19 protein-coding genes and 1 other RNA gene are annotated in these 21,503 nt (G+C 64.4%); 16 read left to right on the top strand and 4 right to left on the bottom strand.

What is annotated here, in order from left to right; translation table 11 throughout:
- Positions 1-113 precede the first annotated feature (113 nt).
- Together K6301_RS09380 and K6301_RS09375 are read left to right on the top strand one after the other, a co-directional pair.
- On the top strand, positions 114-1,673 hold the full coding sequence (locus K6301_RS09380) for a putative bifunctional diguanylate cyclase/phosphodiesterase (RefSeq protein ID WP_247216371.1): 1,560 nt from the start codon (positions 114-116) through the stop codon (positions 1,671-1,673).
- 72 nt (positions 1,674-1,745) lie between these two features.
- On the top strand, positions 1,746-3,152 hold the full coding sequence (locus K6301_RS09375) for a serine hydrolase domain-containing protein (RefSeq protein WP_247216369.1): 1,407 nt from the start codon (positions 1,746-1,748) through the stop codon (positions 3,150-3,152).
- On the opposite strand, the gene K6301_RS09370 is transcribed toward K6301_RS09375, so the two are convergent.
- Positions 3,137-3,538 carry a ketosteroid isomerase-related protein gene (locus K6301_RS09370; RefSeq protein ID WP_247216362.1) on the bottom strand — a complete coding sequence of 134 codons (402 nt, stop codon included), beginning with the start codon at positions 3,536-3,538 and terminating at the stop codon, positions 3,137-3,139. The two genes, K6301_RS09375 and K6301_RS09370, sit on opposite strands and share 16 nt — an antisense overlap.
- An 81-nt stretch (positions 3,539-3,619) precedes the next feature.
- On the opposite strand from K6301_RS09370, the gene K6301_RS09365 reads away from it, so the two are divergent.
- Positions 3,620-4,207 (top strand): GNAT family N-acetyltransferase, encoded by a 588-nt coding sequence (locus tag K6301_RS09365; RefSeq protein ID WP_247216361.1) that lies wholly within the window; start codon positions 3,620-3,622, stop codon positions 4,205-4,207.
- 102 nt (positions 4,208-4,309) lie between these two features.
- On the opposite strand, the gene K6301_RS09360 is transcribed toward K6301_RS09365, so the two are convergent.
- The 3 genes from K6301_RS09360 to K6301_RS09350 all read right to left on the bottom strand — a co-directional run bounded on the left by K6301_RS09360 (position 4,310) and on the right by K6301_RS09350 (position 7,288).
- Complete coding sequence (locus K6301_RS09360; RefSeq protein WP_247216360.1) at positions 4,310-5,233, bottom strand: lytic transglycosylase domain-containing protein; 924 nt, start codon at positions 5,231-5,233, stop codon at positions 4,310-4,312.
- 131 nt (positions 5,234-5,364) lie between these two features.
- The gene (locus tag K6301_RS09355; protein ID WP_247216359.1) at positions 5,365-5,994 is read right to left on the bottom strand and encodes a LysE family translocator; all 630 of its coding nucleotides are present in this window, start codon (positions 5,992-5,994) and stop codon (positions 5,365-5,367) included.
- 79 nt (positions 5,995-6,073) lie between these two features.
- Entirely contained in the window at positions 6,074-7,288 is a 1,215-nt protein-coding gene (locus K6301_RS09350) for a pyrophosphate--fructose-6-phosphate 1-phosphotransferase (protein ID WP_247216358.1), read from the bottom strand.
- 240 nt (positions 7,289-7,528) lie between these two features.
- Here K6301_RS09350 and K6301_RS09345 point away from each other — a divergent pair, with 240 nt between their 5' ends.
- The 13 genes from K6301_RS09345 to murD all read left to right on the top strand — a co-directional run bounded on the left by K6301_RS09345 (position 7,529) and on the right by murD (position 21,471).
- Positions 7,529-8,269, top strand: coding sequence for a J domain-containing protein (locus K6301_RS09345; protein WP_134649585.1), 741 nt, complete (start codon positions 7,529-7,531; stop codon positions 8,267-8,269).
- The gene (locus tag K6301_RS09340) at positions 8,266-9,030 is read left to right on the top strand and encodes an N-acetylmuramoyl-L-alanine amidase (RefSeq protein WP_247216357.1); all 765 of its coding nucleotides are present in this window, start codon (positions 8,266-8,268) and stop codon (positions 9,028-9,030) included. Before K6301_RS09345 ends, K6301_RS09340 begins: the two co-directional genes overlap by 4 nt.
- Before the next feature lie 287 nt (positions 9,031-9,317).
- Complete coding sequence (locus tag K6301_RS09335; protein WP_425475391.1) at positions 9,318-9,950, top strand: lytic transglycosylase domain-containing protein; 633 nt, start codon at positions 9,318-9,320, stop codon at positions 9,948-9,950.
- Positions 9,951-10,029: 79 nt separating this feature from the next.
- Entirely contained in the window at positions 10,030-11,211 is a 1,182-nt protein-coding gene (locus K6301_RS09330) for an NAD(P)/FAD-dependent oxidoreductase (RefSeq protein ID WP_247216356.1), read from the top strand.
- 73 nt (positions 11,212-11,284) lie between these two features.
- Positions 11,285-11,680, top strand: an RNA gene (rnpB, locus tag K6301_RS09325) — RNase P RNA component class A.
- Between the two features lie 615 nt (positions 11,681-12,295).
- Complete coding sequence (gene mraZ, locus K6301_RS09320; protein ID WP_134649582.1) at positions 12,296-12,736, top strand: division/cell wall cluster transcriptional repressor MraZ; 441 nt, start codon at positions 12,296-12,298, stop codon at positions 12,734-12,736.
- 14 nt (positions 12,737-12,750) lie between these two features.
- Positions 12,751-13,776 carry a 16S rRNA (cytosine(1402)-N(4))-methyltransferase RsmH gene (rsmH, locus tag K6301_RS09315; protein WP_247216354.1) on the top strand — a complete coding sequence of 342 codons (1,026 nt, stop codon included), beginning with the start codon at positions 12,751-12,753 and terminating at the stop codon, positions 13,774-13,776.
- A 3-nt stretch (positions 13,777-13,779) separates the two neighbouring features.
- Entirely contained in the window at positions 13,780-14,169 is a 390-nt protein-coding gene (gene ftsL / locus K6301_RS09310; protein ID WP_134649580.1) for a cell division protein FtsL, read from the top strand.
- Positions 14,169-15,908, top strand: coding sequence for a peptidoglycan D,D-transpeptidase FtsI family protein (locus tag K6301_RS09305; RefSeq protein ID WP_247216351.1), 1,740 nt, complete (start codon positions 14,169-14,171; stop codon positions 15,906-15,908). The genes ftsL and K6301_RS09305 overlap by 1 nt, the downstream gene beginning before the upstream one ends.
- A 62-nt stretch (positions 15,909-15,970) precedes the next feature.
- A complete protein-coding gene (locus tag K6301_RS09300) occupies positions 15,971-17,422 on the top strand; it encodes a UDP-N-acetylmuramoyl-L-alanyl-D-glutamate--2,6-diaminopimelate ligase (RefSeq protein ID WP_247216349.1) in 1,452 nt (483 codons plus the stop codon).
- The gene (locus K6301_RS09295; RefSeq protein WP_247216347.1) at positions 17,419-18,852 is read left to right on the top strand and encodes a UDP-N-acetylmuramoylalanyl-D-glutamyl-2,6-diaminopimelate--D-alanyl-D-alanine ligase; all 1,434 of its coding nucleotides are present in this window, start codon (positions 17,419-17,421) and stop codon (positions 18,850-18,852) included. Before K6301_RS09300 ends, K6301_RS09295 begins: the two co-directional genes overlap by 4 nt.
- A 114-nt stretch (positions 18,853-18,966) precedes the next feature.
- On the top strand, positions 18,967-20,067 hold the full coding sequence (mraY, locus tag K6301_RS09290) for a phospho-N-acetylmuramoyl-pentapeptide-transferase (RefSeq protein WP_134649576.1): 1,101 nt from the start codon (positions 18,967-18,969) through the stop codon (positions 20,065-20,067).
- Positions 20,068-20,073: 6 nt separating this feature from the next.
- On the top strand, positions 20,074-21,471 hold the full coding sequence (murD, locus tag K6301_RS09285; RefSeq protein WP_247216345.1) for a UDP-N-acetylmuramoyl-L-alanine--D-glutamate ligase: 1,398 nt from the start codon (positions 20,074-20,076) through the stop codon (positions 21,469-21,471).
- Positions 21,472-21,503 lie beyond the last annotated feature (32 nt).

Here is a 21,503-nt window from a genome sequence, read left to right as displayed (position 1 = left end):
CGGACGCCAATACACTCTTAACACTCTGTCATCCTTTGTCGGCTAGAACCGTCATGCGCCTCGATGTGGCTGGGCGCGTCTGTTGTCATGATAACAACGGCTTAGGGGGCATGATGTTCAAAACCTCGTCGCCAGGGATCGAGCGGCGCTATGCGCTGGCCGGATCGGTCTTCGGTGCGTTCCTGCCAACGATCTGCCTGGTGGCGGATCACGTCACCCGAACCGAGATGCAGGAAAGCCTCTTCAACCTTTCGGCGCCGACCGCGACGGCGCTGGCGCTGATGCCCGTCTTCTTCGGGGTGGGTTTCTACCAGATCGGCCGATCCAAGGCGCAGCTGATGCGCGAGCTCAACCAGCGGCGCCAGACGGAGCGGCTGTTGGCGCATGAAGCCCATCACGATCGCCTGACGGGGCTTTCGAACCGGTTCTGTCTCGAACGCGATATCCCGGCCCTCGTGGAGGCGAGCGGAAAGGGCGCGCACGCTGCGCTGCTGCTTCTCGATCTCGACCGCTTCAAATTCGTCAACGACAGTCTCGGTCACGATGCGGGCGACCTTCTCCTGGCGACGATTGCCGACCGGCTTTCGCATGCGGTCTCACCGGCCGCTGGGGTTTACCGGCTGGGCGGCGACGAATTCGTCGTGACGATCCCCGGCAGTCCCTCGCAGGGCAAGATCGAGGACGTCTGCCGCACCATCTGCCGTCTTTTCGATATGCCGATGGACCTGAAGGGGAAGCGCGTGACGAGCGGCTGCAGCATCGGGGTCGCGTTGATCGCCGATGGGAGCAGCACGGCGGCGGAACTGTTGAAACGAGCGGACGCCGCGCTCTACCAGGCTAAGGCCGTACCGGGAAACAGCTACCGCTTCTTCGATGCGGCTCTTGCCGCCGACATCGCGGCGGGTGCGGCCATCGAACGCGATCTCGCCCGGGCGATCGATGCGGAGGAATTCTTCCTCGAATACCAGCCCATCGTCGGCGTCGAGAGCGGTTCGGTCCGCGCCTTCGAGGCGCTGCTGCGCTGGCGGCACCCGCAGAAGGGGATCACCGTCCCCGACGCGTTCATTCCCGCCGCGGAGAAGACAGGCCTCATCCTACCCCTGGGGAACTGGGTGATGCGCGAGGCCTGCCGCCAGGCCAGCGGATGGCCGGCGCCCACGGGTGTGGTGGTCAATGTGGCGAGCGCCCAGTTCCGTGACAGGGCGTTCGTGGATCATGTCATGCATTGCCTGGCCGAGACCGGCCTTGCGCCGGGCCGCCTCACCGTGGAGGTGACGGAATCGGTGTTTTCGACCGACGACATGGCCGTCCGCGAGGGCCTTCGTGCGCTGCGTGCCCACGGCGTTCGTGTCGCGCTCGATGATTTCGGCCTCGGCTTCTCGTCGATCAACAACCTGCGCACATTCCCGATCGACCAGTTGACCGTCGACCGCTCCTTTGCCCGCGCGATGATGGAGAACAAGCGGGAGGCCGACCTCGTCGACATCATTCTCAAGCTCGGGCAGGCCTTTCAGGTGACGACGACGGTGAAGGGTATCGAATCGGAGGAGCAGCTCGACTTCATCCGCCAGCGTGGTGCTTGCGAGGCGCAGGGCTATCTGATCTCGGCGCCGGTGCCCGCATCGGAGGTACCAGCAATCCTTGCGAGGCCGAAAAGCCGGCTTTCGGCCTGACTGTCACCTATTCGAAAGGTCTTTCCATGACGGTCAAATCCTGATTGTGTCCGCAATGAAGGGAGAGGCTGCATGAGACGATTCTACAGGCGTCTGGCCTGGACAATCTCCGCGCTCGCATTGTTCATGGCGGTCGCGGCGAGTTGGCTCATCGTTTCGCCGCCGGCACTTCTCAGTGTCGGCTCCGGCTATGCCGCCAAGATCGTCTGCTCCAACACGTTCATCGCCGGCCGCGACCCTGTCGCTGTGTTGAACGAGGACGTGCAGGCACCGGGCCACCCGCTGCTCAAGCTCATGCGGCAGGACGTCGATCTCCAGGAAAAGACCGTAACGACCCGGCTTCTCGGCCTTTTCGCACCCGGCTATGCCGCATGGCATGCGGGCTTCGGCTGCACGGGCGTTCCGGACGGCGACTTTCAGGCGGCGCGCCAGGCCGTCTCAGACGTGCCTCTTGCCTCCATTCCCGTGGGCGATCCGGCCATCGCGTGGCCTGACGGCGAGGGCGTGACGCAGGACGAGCGCATTGCCGCCCTGCTGGCCGATCCGGAATTGACCGGGCCCGGCATGCGGGCGGTCGTCGTCGTGCATGACGGGCGGATCGTGGCGGAAACCTATGGCCCGGGCTTTTCGGCGCAGACACCGCTGCTCGGCTGGTCCATGGCGAAGTCGGTCAATGCCGCGCTCCTCGGCCGGCTGATGCAGGCGGGCGCGCTGTCTCCGCGGATATCAGGCCTGTTTCCCGAATGGCAGGGCGATGCGCGGTCCGCCATCACGATCGCCCAGCTGCTTGCGATGGAAAGCGGGCTCGCCTTCAACGAAAGCTACGGCTCCGTCACCGATGTCACGCGCATGCTCTTCCTCGAGCCCGACATGACGCGTTACGTCATCTCGCTGCCGATGCAGGCCAATCCGGGCGAGGTTTTCAACTATTCCAGCGGCACGTCGATGCTGCTGTCGCGTCTTTGGATGAGTGCGGCCGGTGGGCGGTCGCAGGCGCTGTCCTTTCCGTCGCGGGCGCTGTTTGCGCCGCTCGGCATGGCGAGCGCGGTTCTGGAGCCGGACGAGACGGGCATCTTCGTCGGCTCGTCCTACATGTATGCCACCGCGCGCGACTGGGCGCGCTTCTCGCTTCTGTTGCTGAACGACGGGGTCTGGAAGGAAAACCGCCTGCTGCCCGCCGGATTCGTGACCGCCATGGCCATGCCCACGGAAGCCTCCCGGGGCGCCTACAGCCACATGCAGACCTGGACGAAGGGGCCGGGCGAAAAGACCGATGCGGAATACGGCCTGCCGCCGGGCTCCTTCTGGATGCTCGGGCATGACGGCCAGTCGGCTGCCATCGTGCCGGCCCGCGGGCTCGCTGTGATCCGGCTGGGTCTGACGCCGTCGAAACTCGGCTATCGGCCCCAGCCGTTGGTCAGGCGCATCCTCGATGTGCTGGATGCGTCGGGTGCCGAGGCGGATCAGCCGCCGACCTGAGCGATCCAGTCGTTGAGGTTGTAGGTGTTGGTGATGCGCGCGACCTTGCCGTCGCGGATCTCGAAGAAGGCGCCGGCGGGCAGCACATAGGTCTGGCCGTTGGCTTCCGGCAGGCCCTCGTCCGTTGCCAGATACTGGCCGTTGACGACGAATTCGGCCGCACCGCGCGTGCCGTCCTCGTTCGACATGATGACGATGTCGGTCAGCGTTTCACGATAGCTGCGGTTCATGTGCGCCATGAATTCGCGGAAGGCGTCCTTGCCGACCTGACGTCCGCCCTGGTTGATATCGTGGACAACCTCATCATGCAGGAGGTCGAAGAAGGCCTCCATGTCCTGCCTGTTGAAAGCGTCGTAATAGGCGCGGATTGTCTCTTTTGCTGGCATGTCATCCCTCATATCTTTATGTCCTGGCCGAAGCCGCCCGACTTATAGCACTGTTCAAGCCTCTGGGAACATTCGCATATCATGCAGATCAAGATTGTCCATGGCGATGCCGTGACGCCCCATATCGCCGACCTTGCCCGCCTGCGCATCGCCGTGTTCCGCGCCTTTCCCTATCTCTACGAGGGCAGCGAGGACTATGAGGCATCCTACCTCGCGACCTATGCAAAATCGCCCGAAAGCCTGTTCGTGCTGGCGCTCGACGGGGACCGTATCGTGGGCGCTTCGACGGGCGTGCCGATGACGGATGCGTCCGGTGAATTCACGGCGCCGTTCATCAGCGCGGGCATCGATCCGCAGACGGTGTTCTATTTCGGTGAATCCGTGCTGCTGGACAGCTATCGGGGCAGGGGGCTCGGCGTGCGCTTCTTCGAGGAGCGCGAAGCCTATGCGCGGCGTCTGGGGCGGTTCGACTGGTGCGCCTTCTGCGCCGTCGAGCGCCCGGCCGATCATCCGCTGCGCCCGGCCGGCTATGTGCCGCTCGACGCATTCTGGGGCAAGCGCGGCTATAAGAAGCGCGCGGACCTGCGCACCATGCTGTCCTGGCAGGATATCGGCGAGGCCGAGGAGACCGAAAAGCCCATGACGTTCTGGCTGAAGCCGTCGCGCTAGAGCATTTCCAGCCGAAGCGAAGTCGCTTCGGCGTCGGATAATGCGGTAAAAACAGGAATCTAGAGTATTTCCGGGGAACCGGAAATACTCTAGGACTGCGGCTCAGCGCAGGCCGGTCTCGTCAAGCAGGCCCTTGCGCTTGGCGTGATAGTAGTAGCCGGCCGCATAGAGGCGCACGGCGCCGTCATTCTTGTCGTCGGCGACCAGCCAGGCGCCGCGCAGGTACTTGCCGGCATATTTGATGTTGGTTTCGGCGTCGAACAGGCCCTCGGCCGGGCCTTCGTAGCCCATGCTCCTGGCCGTCGCGTACTTGATCTGCATCAGACCGTAGTGGCCGCGGTTATAGGCTCTGGGATTGTAGGTGCTTTCGCGCCTGACGACGCGATGCAGGAGCGATTCCGGGATGCCGTAGAGGGTGGCATATTTCGTGATGATGTCGTCGATCGGCGTGCCGGACTTCCTGAAGGGCTGTTCGGCGCGCGGCACGACGAGGCCGGTCTGCGTGGTCAGCACCGCGTTGCTGATCGTCGGCTTGGCCAGCGGCACGATCTTGTGCGTTGCGACGAGCTGCTCGAGGCCTTCCGGCTCACCCGTGTCGAAACCGGGTTCCATGACGGAGACGCCGATGACCGTATCCGTCGTCTGGGGCATGTCGGCCACGGCGATCACACCGCCATTCGTCTGTCCGGCAAGCGCGGCTGTCGCGGCGGCGGCACCGGTTACCGCCTTTGTCTCAGTCAGGGCGGAGACAGGGGCATTTTCCGTCACAACCGCCACGGCGATCGGGGTCGGCAGCGCCATGGCGGTGTTTTCCGTACCGGGCTTGGCGACGGGCAGGACGGCATAGGCCACTTCCGTCGTCGAGCCATCGGTGGCGGCAAGTTCCGTCGTCGTGGCTGTCGGCGTCACCGTCTTCGCCGAGGTCGCATCTTCGGCGACGCTGGCGCAGCCGGCGAGCGTCACGAGGAGGCCTGCACAGGCAAGCGCAGGGATGCGCGCCGAACGGAAAACGGGGGTATCAGCCATGATCGTCGTACTCGGTTTGCCGGGATGCGGGGCGCCGGAACGCCCCTGCTTTTGCAAATCAATCGGCCGTGGCCGTCAGACGCTCTTAACCGATCAGGCGCGATGCGGCAACCCGCCCGAGCCGAACAGCCCTAGGCAGAGGCCCGCTTGAGGCCCGCCGTCAGCAGTCCGGCGCCGATGAGCAGCGTCCCGCCCGTGCGGTTGACGACCTTCTGGACGGAGGGTTTCCGGATGGTTTTGCGGGCAGCCGCAGCCACCAGCGCATAGGTGAAGGCGTTGAGCGTCGCCAGCACGAGGAAGGTGATTTCGAAGATCACCATCTGCGGCAGAACGGGCCGGGAAAGATCGAGGAACTGCGGAAGAAAGGCGACGAAGAACACGATGCTCTTGGGGTTGAGCGCGGTGACGACATACGTGTGCGCGAAGACGCGCAACGGCTTTTCGTCTGCGGGTGCCGCGGCATCCGCGCCTGCTGCGACCGGTGCGCGCCACAACTTGATGCCGAGCCAGACAAGATAGGCCGCGCCGATCCATTTGAGCACGGTGAAGATCGCCGCGGAGGTGGCAAGCAGCGCGCCGAGACCGAGCATCGAGGCGGTCATGGCGGTGAAGTCGCCGAGTGCCACGCCTGCGACGGTGGCGCCTGCGGTGCGGCGTCCATGTCCCAGCGCGTAGGAAATGACGAGCAGGATCGTCGGGCCGGGAATGGCCAGCATGACGGCGGATGCGGCCGCGAAGGCCAGCCAATGTTCGAAAGACATGAAAAACTCCCCGGATCGATCTCGATCCGGGGAGCAAGCCATCGCCCGTTCAGGACGTCAAGCGCGTTTTAGGCGGGTTTTAAGCGGCGGGCTTCCACTTCTGGCCGATCACCTCCATCACCTCGCCGAACCACTTGGCAGAGGTGTCGAAGTGCTTGCCGCCCTTGATGCGCGGGAACTCGATGGTGCGTAGCCGCCCGCCCTGGCCCTCGTCATGGCCGGTGACGCCCGAGACCTTGTTCAGCGCGCTCTCGACGGCGAGGTCGGTCATGCTCTGGATCAGGCGAAGATCATCGCGGTTGGCCGGTGCCGAGCGGGCATAATAGCCCGACTTCTGGACCATGGAGCGCTCGGCGCCCAGGAGCGCTGCGAACTGCTTGGAGAACCAGTTGCCGACATTGATCGTATCGATCTTCACATGGCCGAAGGCGTCACGCTTGACGGTTTCGCCGGCGGCTTCGCGCTCGGCGACGATGGCGTCGAGGCAGGCGCCTTCCGACACGAAGAGCGTGACGAAGCCGGTACGCTCCATGATCGCTTTCAGGCGCTCGGCCTCGGCGGCCAGGTTGAAATCCATTTCCGGCAGGTAGAGGCCGTCGATGTTCTTCATCTGCGCATTCATCATGAAGCCGTCGACATATTCGTTGGCGCTGGTCTTCTGGATATAGGCGCGTGCGGTCGCGGCGGTGAGCCAGCCGCTGTGGCGGCCCATCACCTCGTGCACGACGAGCGTCTTCGGCGCCGCGCTCTGCTCGTTGCTGACATTGTCGAAGAAGCCGGCGCCGACTTCGGCCGCCGTCCAGGCGCCGAGCGACTGGCGGATCGGAACGACGTCGTTGTCGACGGTCTTCGGCAGGCCGACCACGGTGAGATTGTAGCCGTTGGCGCCGAGATAGGCGGCGAGGTCCGCCGCCGTCGTGTTGGTGTCGTCACCGCCGATCGTGTGGAGAATGGTGACGCCGTCCTTGGCGAGCCGCTCGGCGGCAACGCGCAGCGGGTTTTCGCCGTCCTTGACGAGGCCGCGCTTCACGCAGTCGGCGGTGTTGGTCAGCTTCACGCGGCTGTTGCCGATCGGCGAGCCGCCGTAGCGGTGCAGGAGAGGGGCCTTCTCGCGCATCTGCGGCGTGATCTCGATGCGATCGGCGAGCAGCAGGCCCTGGTAACCGGAGCGGTAGGCGATGAGCTCGATATCCGGCGCCACGTCGCTGTAGCGTTCGATGAGGCCGCCGACGGCGGACGACAGGCAGGGCGCGAGCCCGCCCGCGGTCAGCATTGCGACTTTCTGCTTGGCCATGATTCCTCCTCGGCTTCTGTACGTCTGGTGGGTTGGCGTTGCTCGTAGCGCAGAATCCCCTTCAAGGGAAACGGCGCGGCGAACTTATCCGCACTCCATGACGGATTGTCTTCATCGTCCACAGGCGTCGCTACGGCGTCCATAAAATTCGGATGACCCACTTAATGAGGGTCATCAAAATTTATTTATCCTGCCGTTCCTGCCTTGCTTTCCCTGCAATTGTCTGATCAAGATCACCTTATGTTCCAGAATTCGCCAAGTTGCTTCATCAGTGCCGTGTGGGATCGCCTCGTCGGCATGGTCTCGGATGCCGCCAGCAATGTGCTGACGGGCGTGGTCGAGGCCGTGCGTACCCTGTTCGAGGGCGACCCGGAAACGCGCCGGCAGGTTGCCTTCTCCGTTGCGATGATCGCGCTTTCGGCCAAGATGGCGAAGGCCGACGGCGTCGTCACGACCGCCGAGGTCGATGCGTTCAAGGATATCTTCAAATACCCTGACAATCAGGCCGCCAATGTCGCGCGCCTCTACAATCTCGCGCGCCAGGATGTCGCGGGCTACGAAGCCTATGCCGAGAAGATGAAGGCGCTTTGCGTCTCCTGCGAGAACAATTGCCCGATCCTTGAGGATATCATCGACGGTCTCTTCCATATCGCGAAGGCCGACGGTCTCATCCATGAGAACGAGATGGCCTTCCTCCAGCGCGTCGCCGATATCTTCGGCATGGCCGAGGATCGCTTCGAGCAGATCACGGCGCGGCATGTCCATGTCAGCGGCCGCGACCCGTACAAGGTGCTGGGCGTCAAGCCGAGTGACGATTTCGCCGATATTCGCAAGCGCTACCGCGTGCTTGCTTCGGAGAACCATCCTGATAGGCTGGTGGCGCGTGGCGTGCCGGCCGAGTTCCATCAGATTGCGAACGACCGCATGGCCGCGCTCAACGCTGCCTATGAGGCGATCGAGAAGGAACGCTGCGCTGCATGAGCGCATTCACATGTGACTATGCCGGCGCGACCCCCGCGCCGTCGCCGAACTTCGGCGGGCGGGCGGGCGGGCGCGTCCCTGACATCATCCTCCTGCATTATACGGGCATGGAAACGGCGGAAAGCGCGCTGAAGTGGCTGCGTGCGCCCGAAAGCCAGGTGTCCTGCCACTACTTCGTGCATGAGGATGGGCGCGTCGAGCAGCTCGTACGCGAGGCCGATCGCGCCTGGCATGCCGGCAAGAGCTTCTGGAAGGGGGAGGTCGACATCAATTCGGCTTCCATCGGCATCGAGATCGTCAATGCCGGCCATCCCGGCGGCCTGCCGGATTTCCCCGAAAAGCAGATCAACGCGGTCGTGGAACTGTGTCTCGATTGTGGCCGAAGGTGGAATATCGCCCCCGAACGGGTGCTCGCGCACAGCGATGTGGCCCCCATCCGCAAGGTTGATCCGGGTGAAAACTTTCCCTGGCAGAGCCTTCATGCGGCAGGGGTCGGGCACTGGGTCGAGCCGTCCCCGATCGCCGGCGGCCGCTTCTTCCAGAAGGGGGATGCGGGCCAGCCCGTCGAGGCCTTACAGACCATGCTGTCGCTCTATGGCTATGCCGTTGAAATCGATGGGGTTTACTCGGAAAAGACCGAGGGCGCCGTGGCGGCTTTCCAGCGGCATTTCCGGCCCGCGCGGGTCGATGGTATTGCCGATTTCTCGACCATCGATACGCTCCACAGGCTGCTCTCCGCGCTGCCGCGTCTGGGCGCCTGAAGCCATATCATTCTCTCCTAATATTACAGAATGTAACGGAAGTTTACCGTTTCGCCACATCCTGACCCGATTGGGGATGTTCTTTCCGCTTGCGTTCGTTGCAGCGCAACATGCGGTCAGGGCCTGATCGCTATCAACAGGATCAAGACGTTTGCGCGGGATGCGCGGCCTGATCGCCGCGCGTCCAAGGCTCTGCCTTTGCGCCTTTTGGAGACGATAACTCGATGAGAAGACTTTCTGCTGCCTTCAGCGCGGCCTGCCTTTTTGCGTCCGTTTTTTCTGCCGGAGTGGCGCATGCGGGGCCGGGCGGCTTTCCGACGGGCGGCAACAAACCCGCTTTCCAGACTGCCGCGAAAGACAAGGCCGACACGGTCAAGAAGGCGAAGAACGAGCGGGCCGATACCGCCGGGAAAACGCGGAAGGTTTCCGGCAAGCGCAACAAGCAAAAGACCGGCGCCGGCAAGGGCGACGTCGTCGTCGGTACGCTGAAGACCTATCGCAGCACCGCAGGCTATCCCAAGGCGGAGAACCCGCTGGTCGCCGGCGTGAAGACCGCGAGCTATTCCGGGCTGATCCAGACCTACGCGAAGACCTATGGGGTGCCCGTCGATCTTGCCCATGCCGTTGTTCGCGTCGAGAGCAACTTCAACCCGCGGGCGCGCGGCAGCGCCGGCGAGATCGGCCTCATGCAGATCAAGCCGGCGACGGCGCGCATGATGGGCTATCGCGGCGGGGCCAAGGGGCTCTACGACCCGGAAACGAACATCAAATTCGGCATGAAGTACCTTGCCATGGCCCATGAACTGGGTGGCGGCACGGTCTGCGGCACGATCCTGAAATACAATGCCGGCCACGGCGCCAAGCGCATGAACCCGGTCTCCAAGCGCTATTGCGGCAAGGTGCAGAGCTACATCGACTGATGGGTGGAAAAGTCCTTTTTCTCCTTGCTGGAATCGGCGCGCCGTCATGCTATGCCTCTGGCAAAGAGTAGGGCGGCACATGGTTCGGCATTTCGATTTCGTGGTGGTGGGAAAAGGCATGATGGGGGCAGCCGCGGCGCGGCACCTCGCGAAGACGGGGGCGACGGTCGCGCTCGTCGGGCGCGGCGAGCCGGCCGACTGGCAGAAGCATGACGGCGTCTTCGCCAGCCATTACGACAGCGGCCGCATCACCCGCACCATCGACAGCGATCCGGACTGGGCTTTGCTCGCCCGACGGTCGATCGCCCGGTACCGGGACATCGAGGCGGAGAGCGGCATCGGCTTCTATAGCGAAGTCGGCTGCCTGATCACAGGTACATCCGGTGGCAGCTTCGTCCGATCCGTGGAGGATGTCGCCCGGCGCTATGCGCTGGAGGCTCCCTCGCTGGACCGGGAAGGGTTGCGTGTCCGTTTTCCGTGGTTCGCGCTGCCGGAAACATCGGCCGGTGTGTTCGAGCCGACGGGCGCGGGGCATATCGATCCGCGCAAGCTTGTCGCCGCCCAGGTCGCATGCTTCAAAAAGGCTGGCGGGGTTTGCATTGAAGACGATGTCGTCGCCGTGACCGACCTCGGCGACCGCGCGTCGGTCAACCTGAAGTCCGGCGGCGCGGTGACCGGCGACCGGGTGCTTGCCGCCACCGGCGGCTTCTCGCGTGCTTCGGGGCTTCTGCCTGACCGGCCGGACCTCGTCGTGCGCGCCCGGACCGTCGTCCTGGCGCAGCTGACACCGGCGCAGGCTGAGGCCTATCGCGACATGCCGTCATGGATCGACGAGAGCAGCAACCCGTCCGAACACTTCTATTTCCTGCCGCCCATCACCTATCCCGACGGCAACAGCTATCTCAAGATCGGCGGCGACCCGACCGATATCGAGGTGGAGGAGCAGGGCGCCATCGTGGACTGGTTCCGGGGTGAGGGAAATCGTGAGGCGAGCCAGCACCTCAAGGCGCTGTTGATGCGGTTCATCCCGGATCTGGAGCCGGTGCGCATGGTTTCCGCACCCTGCGTCACCACCTTTACGGTGCACGGCTACCCCTATGCCGGCTTCGTCGGAGGCGAACGCATCGCGCTTCTGACGGGCGGCAACGGGGCGGCGGCGAAGAGTTCCGACGAGATCGGCCGCATCGGTGCGGACATGCTGTTGCGCGGGCGCCTGGACGAGCCGGACTACCAGACCGACTTCGCCGTCCACTTCCGCTAAACCGGCTTGTGCCTTCGCCGGAATCGCACGGTGCCTCTGGTGTTTCATGCCGGCATGGGCTAGTCAGCGCCTGCCAGTTGGCCGGGCAGCCGCGCCTTGCAAGGGCCGAAAGGCTGCAGGGTGAGGAAAGTCCGGGCTCCACGGAAACACGGTGCCGGATAACGTCCGGCGGGGGCGACCCCAGGGAAAGTGCCACAGAAAGCAAACCGCCTTCCTTGGAAGGTAAGGGTGAAAGGGTGGGGTAAGAGCCCACCGCGTGCATGGCGACATGGACGGCACGGTAAACCCCACCGGGAGCAAAACCGAATAGGGATGACGCGGAGCGCGCAAGCGCTCCAGCCTGTTTCCGGGCCGGTCATCCGGGTGGGTTGCAAGAGGCCGGGCGCAAGTCCGGTCCCAGATGAATGGCTGCCACGTTCCGGTGAAAGCCGGAGCCTTACAGAACCCGGCTTACAGGCCAACTGGCAAATTCTCTTCTCTGACCACGATGTGCAGGCATCCCGGAGGGCGCGCTCCGCCCATTCAAGGTTGTGATTCGCAGCAGATTTGCCTGCCGCAGCGCTGCCGCTGCCGCTGCCCGGCTTTTCGACGAAATATTCCGAATGTAATAATTCGTGATGACAAGCGGCGGGCTGCTTGCGCAAGGGATCGGCCCGCAAGCGGAAACGTGCGCGCTTTCAAACGCCTCCGCTGCATTTCCTGTTTTGTTCCGAGCCACGCTTTTTAACGTCATGTTAACCCTTCCTATCTAAGGTTAACAAACTGTTTTTACGTGCGAAAAATTGTCCGCGAGAGTGAGGTTTCCTGGCCGGTGCCGAGGCACGCACCGGCATGCATCCGACGGTCCAAAGAGGGGAAGTGAGGTTCTCTTCCCATTGACGCCCATATGGTCCCATGGTATCCCAAAATCACACTGCACGAGGACGCATGAGCGTCCGATCATCGCAAAGTCTAGTGGCAAACCGGCCGGGGACGGTGCGGCGCGCAAGCGTTGCATCAGGGTTGGCGCATGGGCGTTGTTTTGTGTCGGTAGTGCCGGGGGGCATGCACGGCGTCCCGGCTTTGGAAGCGGCTGTATCGCGTCATGAACCGGTTCCTGTCGAATGCGACAAACAAGATCGATGCCAAGGGGCGGGTTTCCGTGCCTTCGGCCTTTCGTTCCGTTCTGTCGCAGCGAGACATCCGGGATCTGTATTGCTTCCAGGATTTCCTGTTTCCGGCGATCAGCGTCGGCGGGCTGGATTTGCTCGATCGTTTCGAGCGCCAGATCGTCAGCGAGGATGCGTTTTCGCCGTTGGCCAATCAGATGTCGCTCCTCATTCACGGGGGCGGGGTCTTCATGAAGCTCGATTCGGAGGGGCGTCTGCCGGTCACGGATTTCATCCGCGACTATACGGGGATCACCACGGACGTGACCTTTGTCGGTCGGGCGGATCATTTTCAGCTCTGGGCACCGCAGGCATTTCAAGCCACGCAGGCGGCGGCCCGGGAAGAGTTCAGAATGCGAGGTCTGGGCTCGGGGTAAGACGGAGAGACGGGATGGCGGCGGATCTTGGCGGAGGCTCTTTCGAGGCCGATGGCGGACCGGTCCGTCACATCCCGGTTCTTCTTTCGGAGGTGATCCAGGCGCTGGCGCCGAAGCCCGGCCAGACGATCCTCGACGGCACGTTCGGAGCGGGCGGCTATACATCGGCCATTCTCGCCGAGGGCGCCAACGTCATCGGCCTCGACCGCGACCCGAATGCGATTGCGGGCGGGCAGGATCTGGTCAAGGCATCCGGCGGGCGCCTCACGCTCATACATTCGCGCTTTTCAGAGCTTGCCGAGCATGCGCCCGCGGGCGGGCTCGACGGCATCGTGCTGGATATCGGCGTTTCCTCCATGCAGATCGATGAAGCCGAGCGCGGTTTCTCCTTCCAGAAGAACGGCCCGCTCGACATGCGCATGTCGGCCTCGGGCGTATCGGCGGCCGATGTCGTCAACCGCGCCAAGGTCTCGGACCTCATCCGCATCTTCGGTTTTCTCGGCGAGGAAAAGCAGGCGGGGCGCATCGCCCGCGCCATCGAGCGGGAGCGGGCCAAGGAGCCCTTCACGACGACGCGCCAGCTCGCCAACGTCATCGAACTGACCACGCCGCGCAAGGCCAAGGACAAGATCCATCCGGCCACGCGCGTTTTCCAGGCGCTGCGCGTCTTCGTCAACGATGAACTGGGCGAGCTTGCCCAGGCGTTGCTGGCGGCCGAGCGCGCGCTGAAGCCGGGCGGTCGGCTGGTCATCGTCAGCTTCCATTCGCTGGAAGACCGGATCGTCAAGAAGTTCTTCCAGGATCGCGCCGGCAAGGCGGCCGGCTCCCGGCATCTGCCCGAGGTCCACGACCGCGCCGCAACCTTCACACCAGTCGGGCGCCCTATGGTCGCCGCCAGCGACGAGGAAAGCGTGGTCAATCCGCGCGCCCGGTCCGCGAAACTGAGAGCGGGCGAGCGCACCAGCGCCCCTGCCGGGACAGATGACCTGTCCATCTTCAACCTGCCAAACCTTGCCGCCCTCGAAAAGATGGGAAGCTGAGCCATGTTCCGTACCCTCGATGTCGTGATGATCGCGGTGATGACCGCCGCAGCCACCGTCACCTACTCGATCAAGCATCAGGCCGAGAACAAGCGCGAGGAGGTGCGTAAGCTCGATGCCGAGATCAAGCTCGAGGAAGACACGATCGACCTCCTGAAGGCCGACTGGGCGCTGCTGACCCAGCCGAACCGGCTGACGCGGCTCGTGAAAGCCTTTGAAGCCGATCTCAAGCTCGTGCCGACGGAATCGACCCAGCTCGCCCAGCCGAACGAACTGCCCATGCCGACCGCCGAGCTGCCCGCGCTCGAGCCGGAGAAGGACGACAAGGTGGCGAAGTCCAACAAGAATGGTTCCGCTACGGACACAATCCAAACCGGATCGGTGGCACGCTGATGTCGTTTCTCTCCCGCATCATGGACGTCAAGAGCAAGGCGCACTTCAATGCCGGCGGCAACAACAACCGCACGGGCGGCCCGGCCTTCGAGGGCACGCGCAAGCGCTCGGGATCGCAGGCCCGCAGCCGCGTCGCGGTCATCATCTGCTGCTTCGGCGTGGCCTATGCCGCCATCGGCGGCCGTCTCGTGCAATACGGCATGGCCTCGTCTGAAACGACCTCCAGCATCGGCCCTGCCGATCACCTGATGGCGTCGCGCCCCGACATCGTCGACCGCAACGGCGAGATCCTCGCGACCGACATCCGCACCGTCTCGCTCTATGCCGAGCCGCACAAGATCGTCGATGCCGACGAGGCCGTCGAAATGCTCGCGACGGTCCTGCCCGATCTCGACCGGCGCGGCATCTACCGCAAGCTTACCTCGAAATCCCGCTTCCAGTGGCTGAAGCGCCAGCTCACGCCCAAGCAGCAGAGCCGTATTCTCGCGCTCGGCATTCCCGGCGTCGGCTTCCGGCCGGAAAAGCGCCGCTTCTATCCGGGCGGCGCGACGGCCTCGCACATCGTCGGCCACGTCAATATCGACAACCGCGGCATTGCCGGCATGGAGCGCTACATCGACAGCCAGGGGCTGGCCGACCTTGCCGCCATCGGCATGACGAGCGACGCCAAGCTGGAGCCGGTGCGCCTGTCCATCGACCTGCGCGTGCAGGCGATCGTGCGCGACGTCGTCAAGGACGGCATGGAGAAGTACAAGGCGATCGCCGCCGGGGCCGTCGTTCTCGACGTGAACACCGGCGAGGTCCTCGCCATGGCCTCCTATCCCGATTACGACCCCAACAATCCGGCCGAAGGCGCCAAGGAAGGCTGGATGAACCGCATGTCGAACGGCACGTTCGAGATGGGCTCCACCTTCAAGTCCTTCACCACGGCGATGGCGCTCGATTCCGGCAAGGTGAAGATCACCGACAGTTTTGACGCGCGCGCGCCCATCCGCATCGGCGGCTTCACCATCAAGGACTTCCACGGCAAGCACCGGGTGCTCTCGGTTCCGGAAATCTTCCAGTATTCCTCGAATATCGGCACGGCCAAGATGGCCGATGTCGTCGGCATCGAGGCGCACAAGGAGTTCCTGACCCGGCTCGGGCTTCTGACGCGCATGGAAACGGAGCTGCCCGAGGTCAAGACGCCGAGCCAGCCGCGCGAATGGAAGAAGATCAACTCGATCACCATCTCCTTCGGCCACGGGGTCTCCACCACGCCCTTGCAGACGGCGGTGGCCGGTGCCGCGCTCATCAACGGCGGCAGGCTCATCAACCCGACCTTCCTGCCGCGCACCCGCGAGGAAGCGGACGAGATCGCCAAGGCGGTCATTTCGCAGAAGACCGTGGACAGCATGCGCTACCTCTTCAAGCTCAACGCCAATGACGGCTCGGGCCGCCGGTCGCTCGTGCCGGGCTTCAATGTCGGCGGCAAGACGGGCACGGCCAACAAGGTGGTGAACGGGCGTTATTCCAACACGCAGAACTTCAACGCGTTCCTGTCCGGCTTCCCGATCGACGATCCGAAATATGTCGTGCTGACCTTCATCGACGCGCCGCAGACGGGCGAGGGCGGTGGCCGCACCGCCGGCCTCAACGCCGCGCCGATGGTGGGCGAGATCATTCGCCGTTCCGCCGCTCTTCTCGGTGTAAAGCCGAAATTTGGTGAGGACGGGTCTGCCTTGCTTGTGTCTTATTGAATCGGGAAGACGAGGCGCCGATTCGAGACGGACCGGCGCCAACGAAGATTGCAGAGCGGACAATGAAGATCAGTGACCTCGCCGGAACCGACATCGACACCCTGGGCGCCGCCGCCGCGACTGATGTAAGCGGCATTACCAGCGACAGTCGAACGGTGAAGCCCGGCGATCTCTTCGTTGCCCTTTCCGGCAGCAAGGCCGATGGCAGCCGCTTCATTGCCGATGCCGTCGCGCGAGGCGCCGCCGCCGTGGTCGTCGCCGAAGGCATAACTGCCGATGTTTCTGTTCCTGTTATCCCGGTCGCCGTTCCGCGCCGCTTCCTGGCGCTGGCCGCCGCACGCTTCTACGGCCGCCAGCCGGAAACCATGGTTGCGGTGACCGGCACGGCGGGCAAGACTTCGGTCGCCTCCTTCACGCGTCAGATCTGGGCGCATGCCGGCCATGCCGCCGCGATGATCGGCACGACTGGTGTCGTGGCGCCGGGTCGCAACGATTACGGTTCGCTGACGACGCCCGATCCGGTCTCGCTGCAGAAGCTTCTTGCAGAACTTGCCGATGCCGGCGTGACCCATGCGGCGATGGAAGCCTCCAGCCACGGCCTCGACCAGTCGCGCCTCGATGGCGTTAAGCTTGCTGCCGGCGGCTTCACCAATCTCGGCCGCGACCACATGGATTACCATCCGACGGTCGAGCACTACATGGCCTCCAAGATGCGGCTGTTCGATGCGCTTTTGAAGACAGGCCAGCCTGCGATCATCTATGCGGATGACGAGTGGTCGGGCGTGGCGATCGACGCGGCGCGCAAGGCGGGCCTCGATGTGCGCACCGTCGGCCGCAAGGGAGACTTCCTGGCGCTCAAGCGCGTCGAGCATTTCCGCCACAAGCAGACCGCCGAAATCCATGCCGGCGATGAGATCCACGAGGTTCACATCCCGCTGGCCGGTGATTTCCAGGTGGCGAATGCGCTGGTCGCGGCCGGTCTCGCCATGTCGACGGGTGTGCCGGCCGCCACCGCGATGGCCGCGCTCGAGAAGCTGGTCGGTGCAGCCGGCCGCCTCGAACTGGTCGGCCACGCGAAGAACGGCGCGCTCGCCTATGTCGACTATGCTCACAAGCCCGATGCGCTGGAGAATGTGCTGACCTCCGTGCGTCCCTTCACCACCGGCCGCGTCGTCGTGGTGTTCGGCTGCGGCGGCGACCGCGACAAGGGCAAGCGCCCGATCATGGGCGAGATCGCGACGCGCCTTGCCGATGTGGTGATCGTCACCGACGACAATCCGCGCTCCGAGGTTCCTGCCGTTATCCGCTCCGAGATCATGGTGGCCGCCAAGGGCGCGACGGAGATCGCCGACCGCGCGGAGGCGATCCGCAGCGCCGTCGGCATGCTGCAGCCGGGCGATACGCTGATCGTGGCCGGCAAGGGACATGAAGAAGGGCAGACCGTGGGCGCCGTCACGCTTCCCTTCTCCGACCATGCAGAACTGCGCAAGGCGCTGGAGGGCCTCTCCCGGTGAACTGGCTCTGGACCACTCCCGATCTGATCGCGGCCATGCATGGCAGGCCTGTGGGCAACCTGCCACAAGGTGTCACCGGCATTTCCATCGACAGCCGCGCCATTGCCCAGGGCGAGGCCTTCTTCGCCATCAAGGGCGACCGCGTCGACGGGCATGATTATGCAAGCTTCGCCGTCGCCAACGGCGCGTCCCTGCTCGTGGTCAGCGAAGGCAAGCTGCCGGCGCTCGGCCGTCTCGTCACCCCCATGATCGTGGTGCAGGATGTGCTTCAGGCGCTGGTCGATCTCGGCTGCGCCGCACGTGACCGCACCGCCGCACGGATCATCGCCGTCACCGGTTCCGTCGGCAAGACGACGACGAAGGAAATGCTGCGCCAGGCGCTTTCGCCCTCCGGCAGCGTGCATGCTTCTGTCGCCTCCTTCAACAATCACTGGGGCGTGCCGCTGACGCTCGCCCGCATGCCCGAGAATACCGATTACGGCATTTTCGAAGTGGGCATGAACCATGCCAACGAAATCCGCCCGCTCGTCTCGATGGTGCGCCCGCATATCGCCGTCATAACCACCATCGCGCCGGCCCATCTCGGCAATTTCCGCAACCTTGAGGAAATTGCCGCCGCGAAGGCGGAAATATTCGAAGGGGTGGTGCCCGGCGGGCATGCCATTCTCAACCGCGACAACGCGCAGTGCGACTTTCTGGAAAAGGCCGCCCGCGCCGTTGGCGTCACGCATATTCACAGCTTCGGCGCGGCCGCCGATGCGGAGTTCCGGTTGCTCGATTTCATCAGCGGCCCGGAGGGCGGGCTGTTGCGGGCTGCCGTCGGCGGCCAGACATTGGAAGTGCCGATGGGCGCGCCCGGCCGGCACATTGCCGAGAACGCTGTTGCCGTGCTCGGCGCCGTGCATCTTGCGGGCGGCGATATCGAGAAGGCGATGGCCGGGCTTGCGACGATGCAGCCTGAAAAGGGCCGCGGCCGGCGCTACCAGCTCGCCAAGGACGGCGGGTGGTTCACGCTGATCGACGAAAGCTACAATGCCAATCCGGCGTCCATGGGAGCTGCCATCGCCTTGCTGCGCGATACCGAACCCTATGGCGGCGGCCGGCGCATTGCGGTGCTCGGCGACATGCTGGAAATGGGCGAACATTCGCAGGCGGTTCATGCCGGGCTGGCCGCGCCGCTGCTCGAATCGGGAATAGGCACCGTCTGGCTGGGCGGCCCCGACATGGCGGCGCTGCGCGATGCGCTGCCCGAGGGTATCGAGATCGAATATCGCGAGACCGCGGATGCGCTTGCGCTGCATGCGGTGGAAAATGTGCAGCCGGGCGACGTTCTCGTCGTGAAGTCGTCGAAGGGGACCGGCTTCAGCCGCATCGTTGCGGCGCTGCTTGACAAATATCCGGCATTCTCCGAGAGGGAGCGCCAAAGTTGATGTGAGGTTCGGCCGGGCTTTCGCCTGCCGGACCTTCTTTTATGGAATCTGCTTCTCCTGCGCGGTCGGTCACGCCGCGGATCGATCGGGGAACCTGTTGGGGAAAGGGTGACAATGCTCCTTTGGCTCGTCGAGCTGGCGAACACCGTGCCGGTGTTCAACCTGTTCCGGTACATCACGTTCCGGACCGGCGCCGCGCTGTTCACCTCCGCCACCATCGTCTTCCTGTTCGGGCCGATGATCATTTCCTCCCTGCGCATCCGCCAGGGCAAGGGCCAGCCGATCCGCGCGGACGGGCCGCAGACGCATTTCAAGAAGGCCGGAACGCCCACCATGGGCGGCCTGATGATCCTTGCCGGGATCGTCGGCAGCGCGCTGCTCTGGGCAGACCTTTCCAACGTCTATGTCGTCGCGACGCTGCTCGTCACGCTCGGCTTCGGCGCCATCGGCTTCTATGACGACTATCTCAAGGTCACCAAGCAGACGGACAAGGGCTTCTCCGGCAAGGCGCGCCTCGGCCTGGAATTCCTGATTGCCGGCATCGCCACCTATTTCATGATGCGCGCCACGCTGTCGGCGGGGACCGCCGGCTCCACGTTCGGCTCGTCCATCACCTTCCCGTTCTTCAAGGACATGCTGGTCAATCTCGGCATCTTCTTCGTGCTGTTCGGCGGCTTCGTCATCGTCGCGGCCGGCAACGCGGTCAACCTGACGGACGGCCTGGATGGTCTTGCGACCGTTCCGGTGATGATCTCGGCGGCGTCCTTCGGCGTCATCGCCTACCTCGCCGGCAACGCGGTGTTTGCGAACTATCTGCAGATTCATTTCGTGCCCGGCACCGGGGAACTCGCCGTCGTGCTCGGCGCGGTCATCGGCGCGGGCCTCGGCTTCCTGTGGTTCAACGCGCCGCCGGCCGCCATCTTCATGGGCGATACCGGCTCGCTGGCGCTGGGCGGCCTGATCGGCACCGTCGCCGTCGCCACCAAGCACGAGATCGTCATGGCCATCATCGGTGGCCTGTTCGTCATGGAAACGCTGTCGGTCATCATCCAGGTCGCTTCGTTCAAGCTGACCGGCAAGCGCGTGTTCCTCATGGCGCCGATCCACCACCATTTCGAGAAGAAGGGCTGGACCGAAAGCCAGGTCGTGGTGCGCTTCTGGATCATCGCGGTCGTGCTGGCCCTTGTCGGCCTCTCGACACTGAAATTGCGGTAACAGCCGATGATCCCGGTCACCACCTTCAAGGGAAAGACGGTCGCGCTCTTCGGGCTCGGCGGCTCGGGCCTTGCGACGGCCATGGCGCTCGCCGCCGGTGGGGCCGACGTCGTGGCCTGGGACGACAATCCGGCCAGCGTCGAGAACGCTGCGACGACTGGCATCAGGACCGGCGACCTGCGCACGCTCGACTGGACCAAGGTCGACGCGCTGGTGCTGTCGCCGGGCGTGCCGCTGACCCACCCCAAGCCGCATTGGAGCGCCGATCTGGCGCGCGCGGCAGGCGCGGAGATCGTCGGCGACATCGAGCTTTTCGCGCGCGAGCGCCGCGCCCATGCGCCCGATTGCCCGTTTATCGCGATCACGGGCACGAACGGCAAATCCACCACCACGGCGCTGATCGCGCATATCCTGAAATCAAGCGGCCGCGACACGCAGCTCGGCGGCAATATCGGAACGGCCGTTCTGACGCTCGATCCGCCGAAGTCCGGGCGCTTCTTCGTGGTCGAGTGCTCGTCCTACCAGATCGACCTTGCGCCGACGCTCGATCCCTCTGCCGGCATCCTGCTCAACCTGACGCCCGATCATCTCGACCGGCACGGCTCCATGCAGCACTATGCCGAGGTCAAGGAGCGGCTCGTTGCCGGTAGCAGGACAGCCGTTGTCGGTGTCGACGACAGCCATTGCGCGATGATCGCCGACCGCATCGAGCGGACCGGCACGAAGGTCGTGCGCATTTCCCGGCGCAATGTCCTGGCCGACGGCATCTATGCCGATGGTGCGCGGCTGATTGCGGCGCAGGGCGGGGCGACGCGGGAGATCGCCGACCTCTCCGCCATACAGACCCTGCGCGGCAGCCACAACGCTCAGAACGCGGCAGCAGCGATCGCCGCGTGCCTTGCCGTCGGCGTGAGCGAAGACGAGATCCGCGCGGGGCTCACGACCTTCCCGGGGCTGAAGCATCGCATGCAGCCGGTCGGCCGCAAGGGTGACGTGCTCTTCGTCAACGATTCCAAGGCGACCAATGCGGATGCCGCCGCACCCGCGCTGTCGAGCTTCGAGCGCATCTACTGGATTGCCGGCGGCGTGGCGAAGGAGGGGGGCATCACCACCCTCGGCGGTTTCTTTCCGCGCATTGCCAAGGCCTACCTGATCGGCGAGGCGGCGCCAGCCTTTGCGGCGACGCTCGGCGACCGGGTTCCCTTCGAGATTGCCGGCACGCTGGAGCGTGCGGTCGCGGACGCGGCTGCCGATGCCGGGCAGGATGCAGGCGGCCCCGTTGCCGTCCTGCTGTCCCCGGCTTGCGCAAGCTTCGACCAGTACAAGAACTTTGAAGTCAGAGGCGATGCCTTCGTGAAGCACGTCGCGGCGCTGCCGGGCGTGTCCATGCTGGTCGAGGTTTAGTGACGATGTCGGGCACCACCTCTCTTCCGTCA

Source organism: Shinella oryzae (genome assembly GCF_023038235.1).
In the GTDB taxonomy this organism is placed as follows: Bacteria; Pseudomonadota; Alphaproteobacteria; order Rhizobiales; family Rhizobiaceae; genus Shinella; species Shinella sumterensis.
Note: the sequence above shows the minus strand (reverse complement) of the source record. Positions and strands in the feature narration are given on the sequence as shown.

What these genes read in the sequence shown, in the direction of transcription:
- K6301_RS09380 (WP_247216371.1), top strand. Translation starts at nt 114, where the DNA reads ATGTTCAAAACCTCGTCGCCAGGGATCGAGCGGCGCTATGCGCTGGCC.
- K6301_RS09375 (WP_247216369.1), top strand. Translation starts at nt 1,746, where the DNA reads ATGAGACGATTCTACAGGCGTCTGGCCTGGACAATCTCCGCGCTCGCA.
- K6301_RS09370 (WP_247216362.1), bottom strand. Translation starts at nt 3,538, where the DNA reads ATGCCAGCAAAAGAGACAATCCGCGCCTATTACGACGCTTTCAACAGG.
- K6301_RS09365 (WP_247216361.1), top strand. Translation starts at nt 3,620, where the DNA reads ATGCAGATCAAGATTGTCCATGGCGATGCCGTGACGCCCCATATCGCC.
- K6301_RS09360 (WP_247216360.1), bottom strand. Translation starts at nt 5,233, where the DNA reads ATGGCTGATACCCCCGTTTTCCGTTCGGCGCGCATCCCTGCGCTTGCC.
- K6301_RS09355 (WP_247216359.1), bottom strand. Translation starts at nt 5,994, where the DNA reads ATGTCTTTCGAACATTGGCTGGCCTTCGCGGCCGCATCCGCCGTCATG.
- K6301_RS09350 (WP_247216358.1), bottom strand. Translation starts at nt 7,288, where the DNA reads ATGGCCAAGCAGAAAGTCGCAATGCTGACCGCGGGCGGGCTCGCGCCC.
- K6301_RS09345 (WP_134649585.1), top strand. Translation starts at nt 7,529, where the DNA reads ATGTTCCAGAATTCGCCAAGTTGCTTCATCAGTGCCGTGTGGGATCGC.
- K6301_RS09340 (WP_247216357.1), top strand. Translation starts at nt 8,266, where the DNA reads ATGAGCGCATTCACATGTGACTATGCCGGCGCGACCCCCGCGCCGTCG.
- K6301_RS09330 (WP_247216356.1), top strand. Translation starts at nt 10,030, where the DNA reads ATGGTTCGGCATTTCGATTTCGTGGTGGTGGGAAAAGGCATGATGGGG.
- mraZ (WP_134649582.1), top strand. Translation starts at nt 12,296, where the DNA reads ATGAACCGGTTCCTGTCGAATGCGACAAACAAGATCGATGCCAAGGGG.
- rsmH (WP_247216354.1), top strand. Translation starts at nt 12,751, where the DNA reads ATGGCGGCGGATCTTGGCGGAGGCTCTTTCGAGGCCGATGGCGGACCG.
- ftsL (WP_134649580.1), top strand. Translation starts at nt 13,780, where the DNA reads ATGTTCCGTACCCTCGATGTCGTGATGATCGCGGTGATGACCGCCGCA.
- K6301_RS09305 (WP_247216351.1), top strand. Translation starts at nt 14,169, where the DNA reads ATGTCGTTTCTCTCCCGCATCATGGACGTCAAGAGCAAGGCGCACTTC.
- K6301_RS09300 (WP_247216349.1), top strand. Translation starts at nt 15,971, where the DNA reads ATGAAGATCAGTGACCTCGCCGGAACCGACATCGACACCCTGGGCGCC.
- mraY (WP_134649576.1), top strand. Translation starts at nt 18,967, where the DNA reads ATGCTCCTTTGGCTCGTCGAGCTGGCGAACACCGTGCCGGTGTTCAAC.
- murD (WP_247216345.1), top strand. Translation starts at nt 20,074, where the DNA reads ATGATCCCGGTCACCACCTTCAAGGGAAAGACGGTCGCGCTCTTCGGG.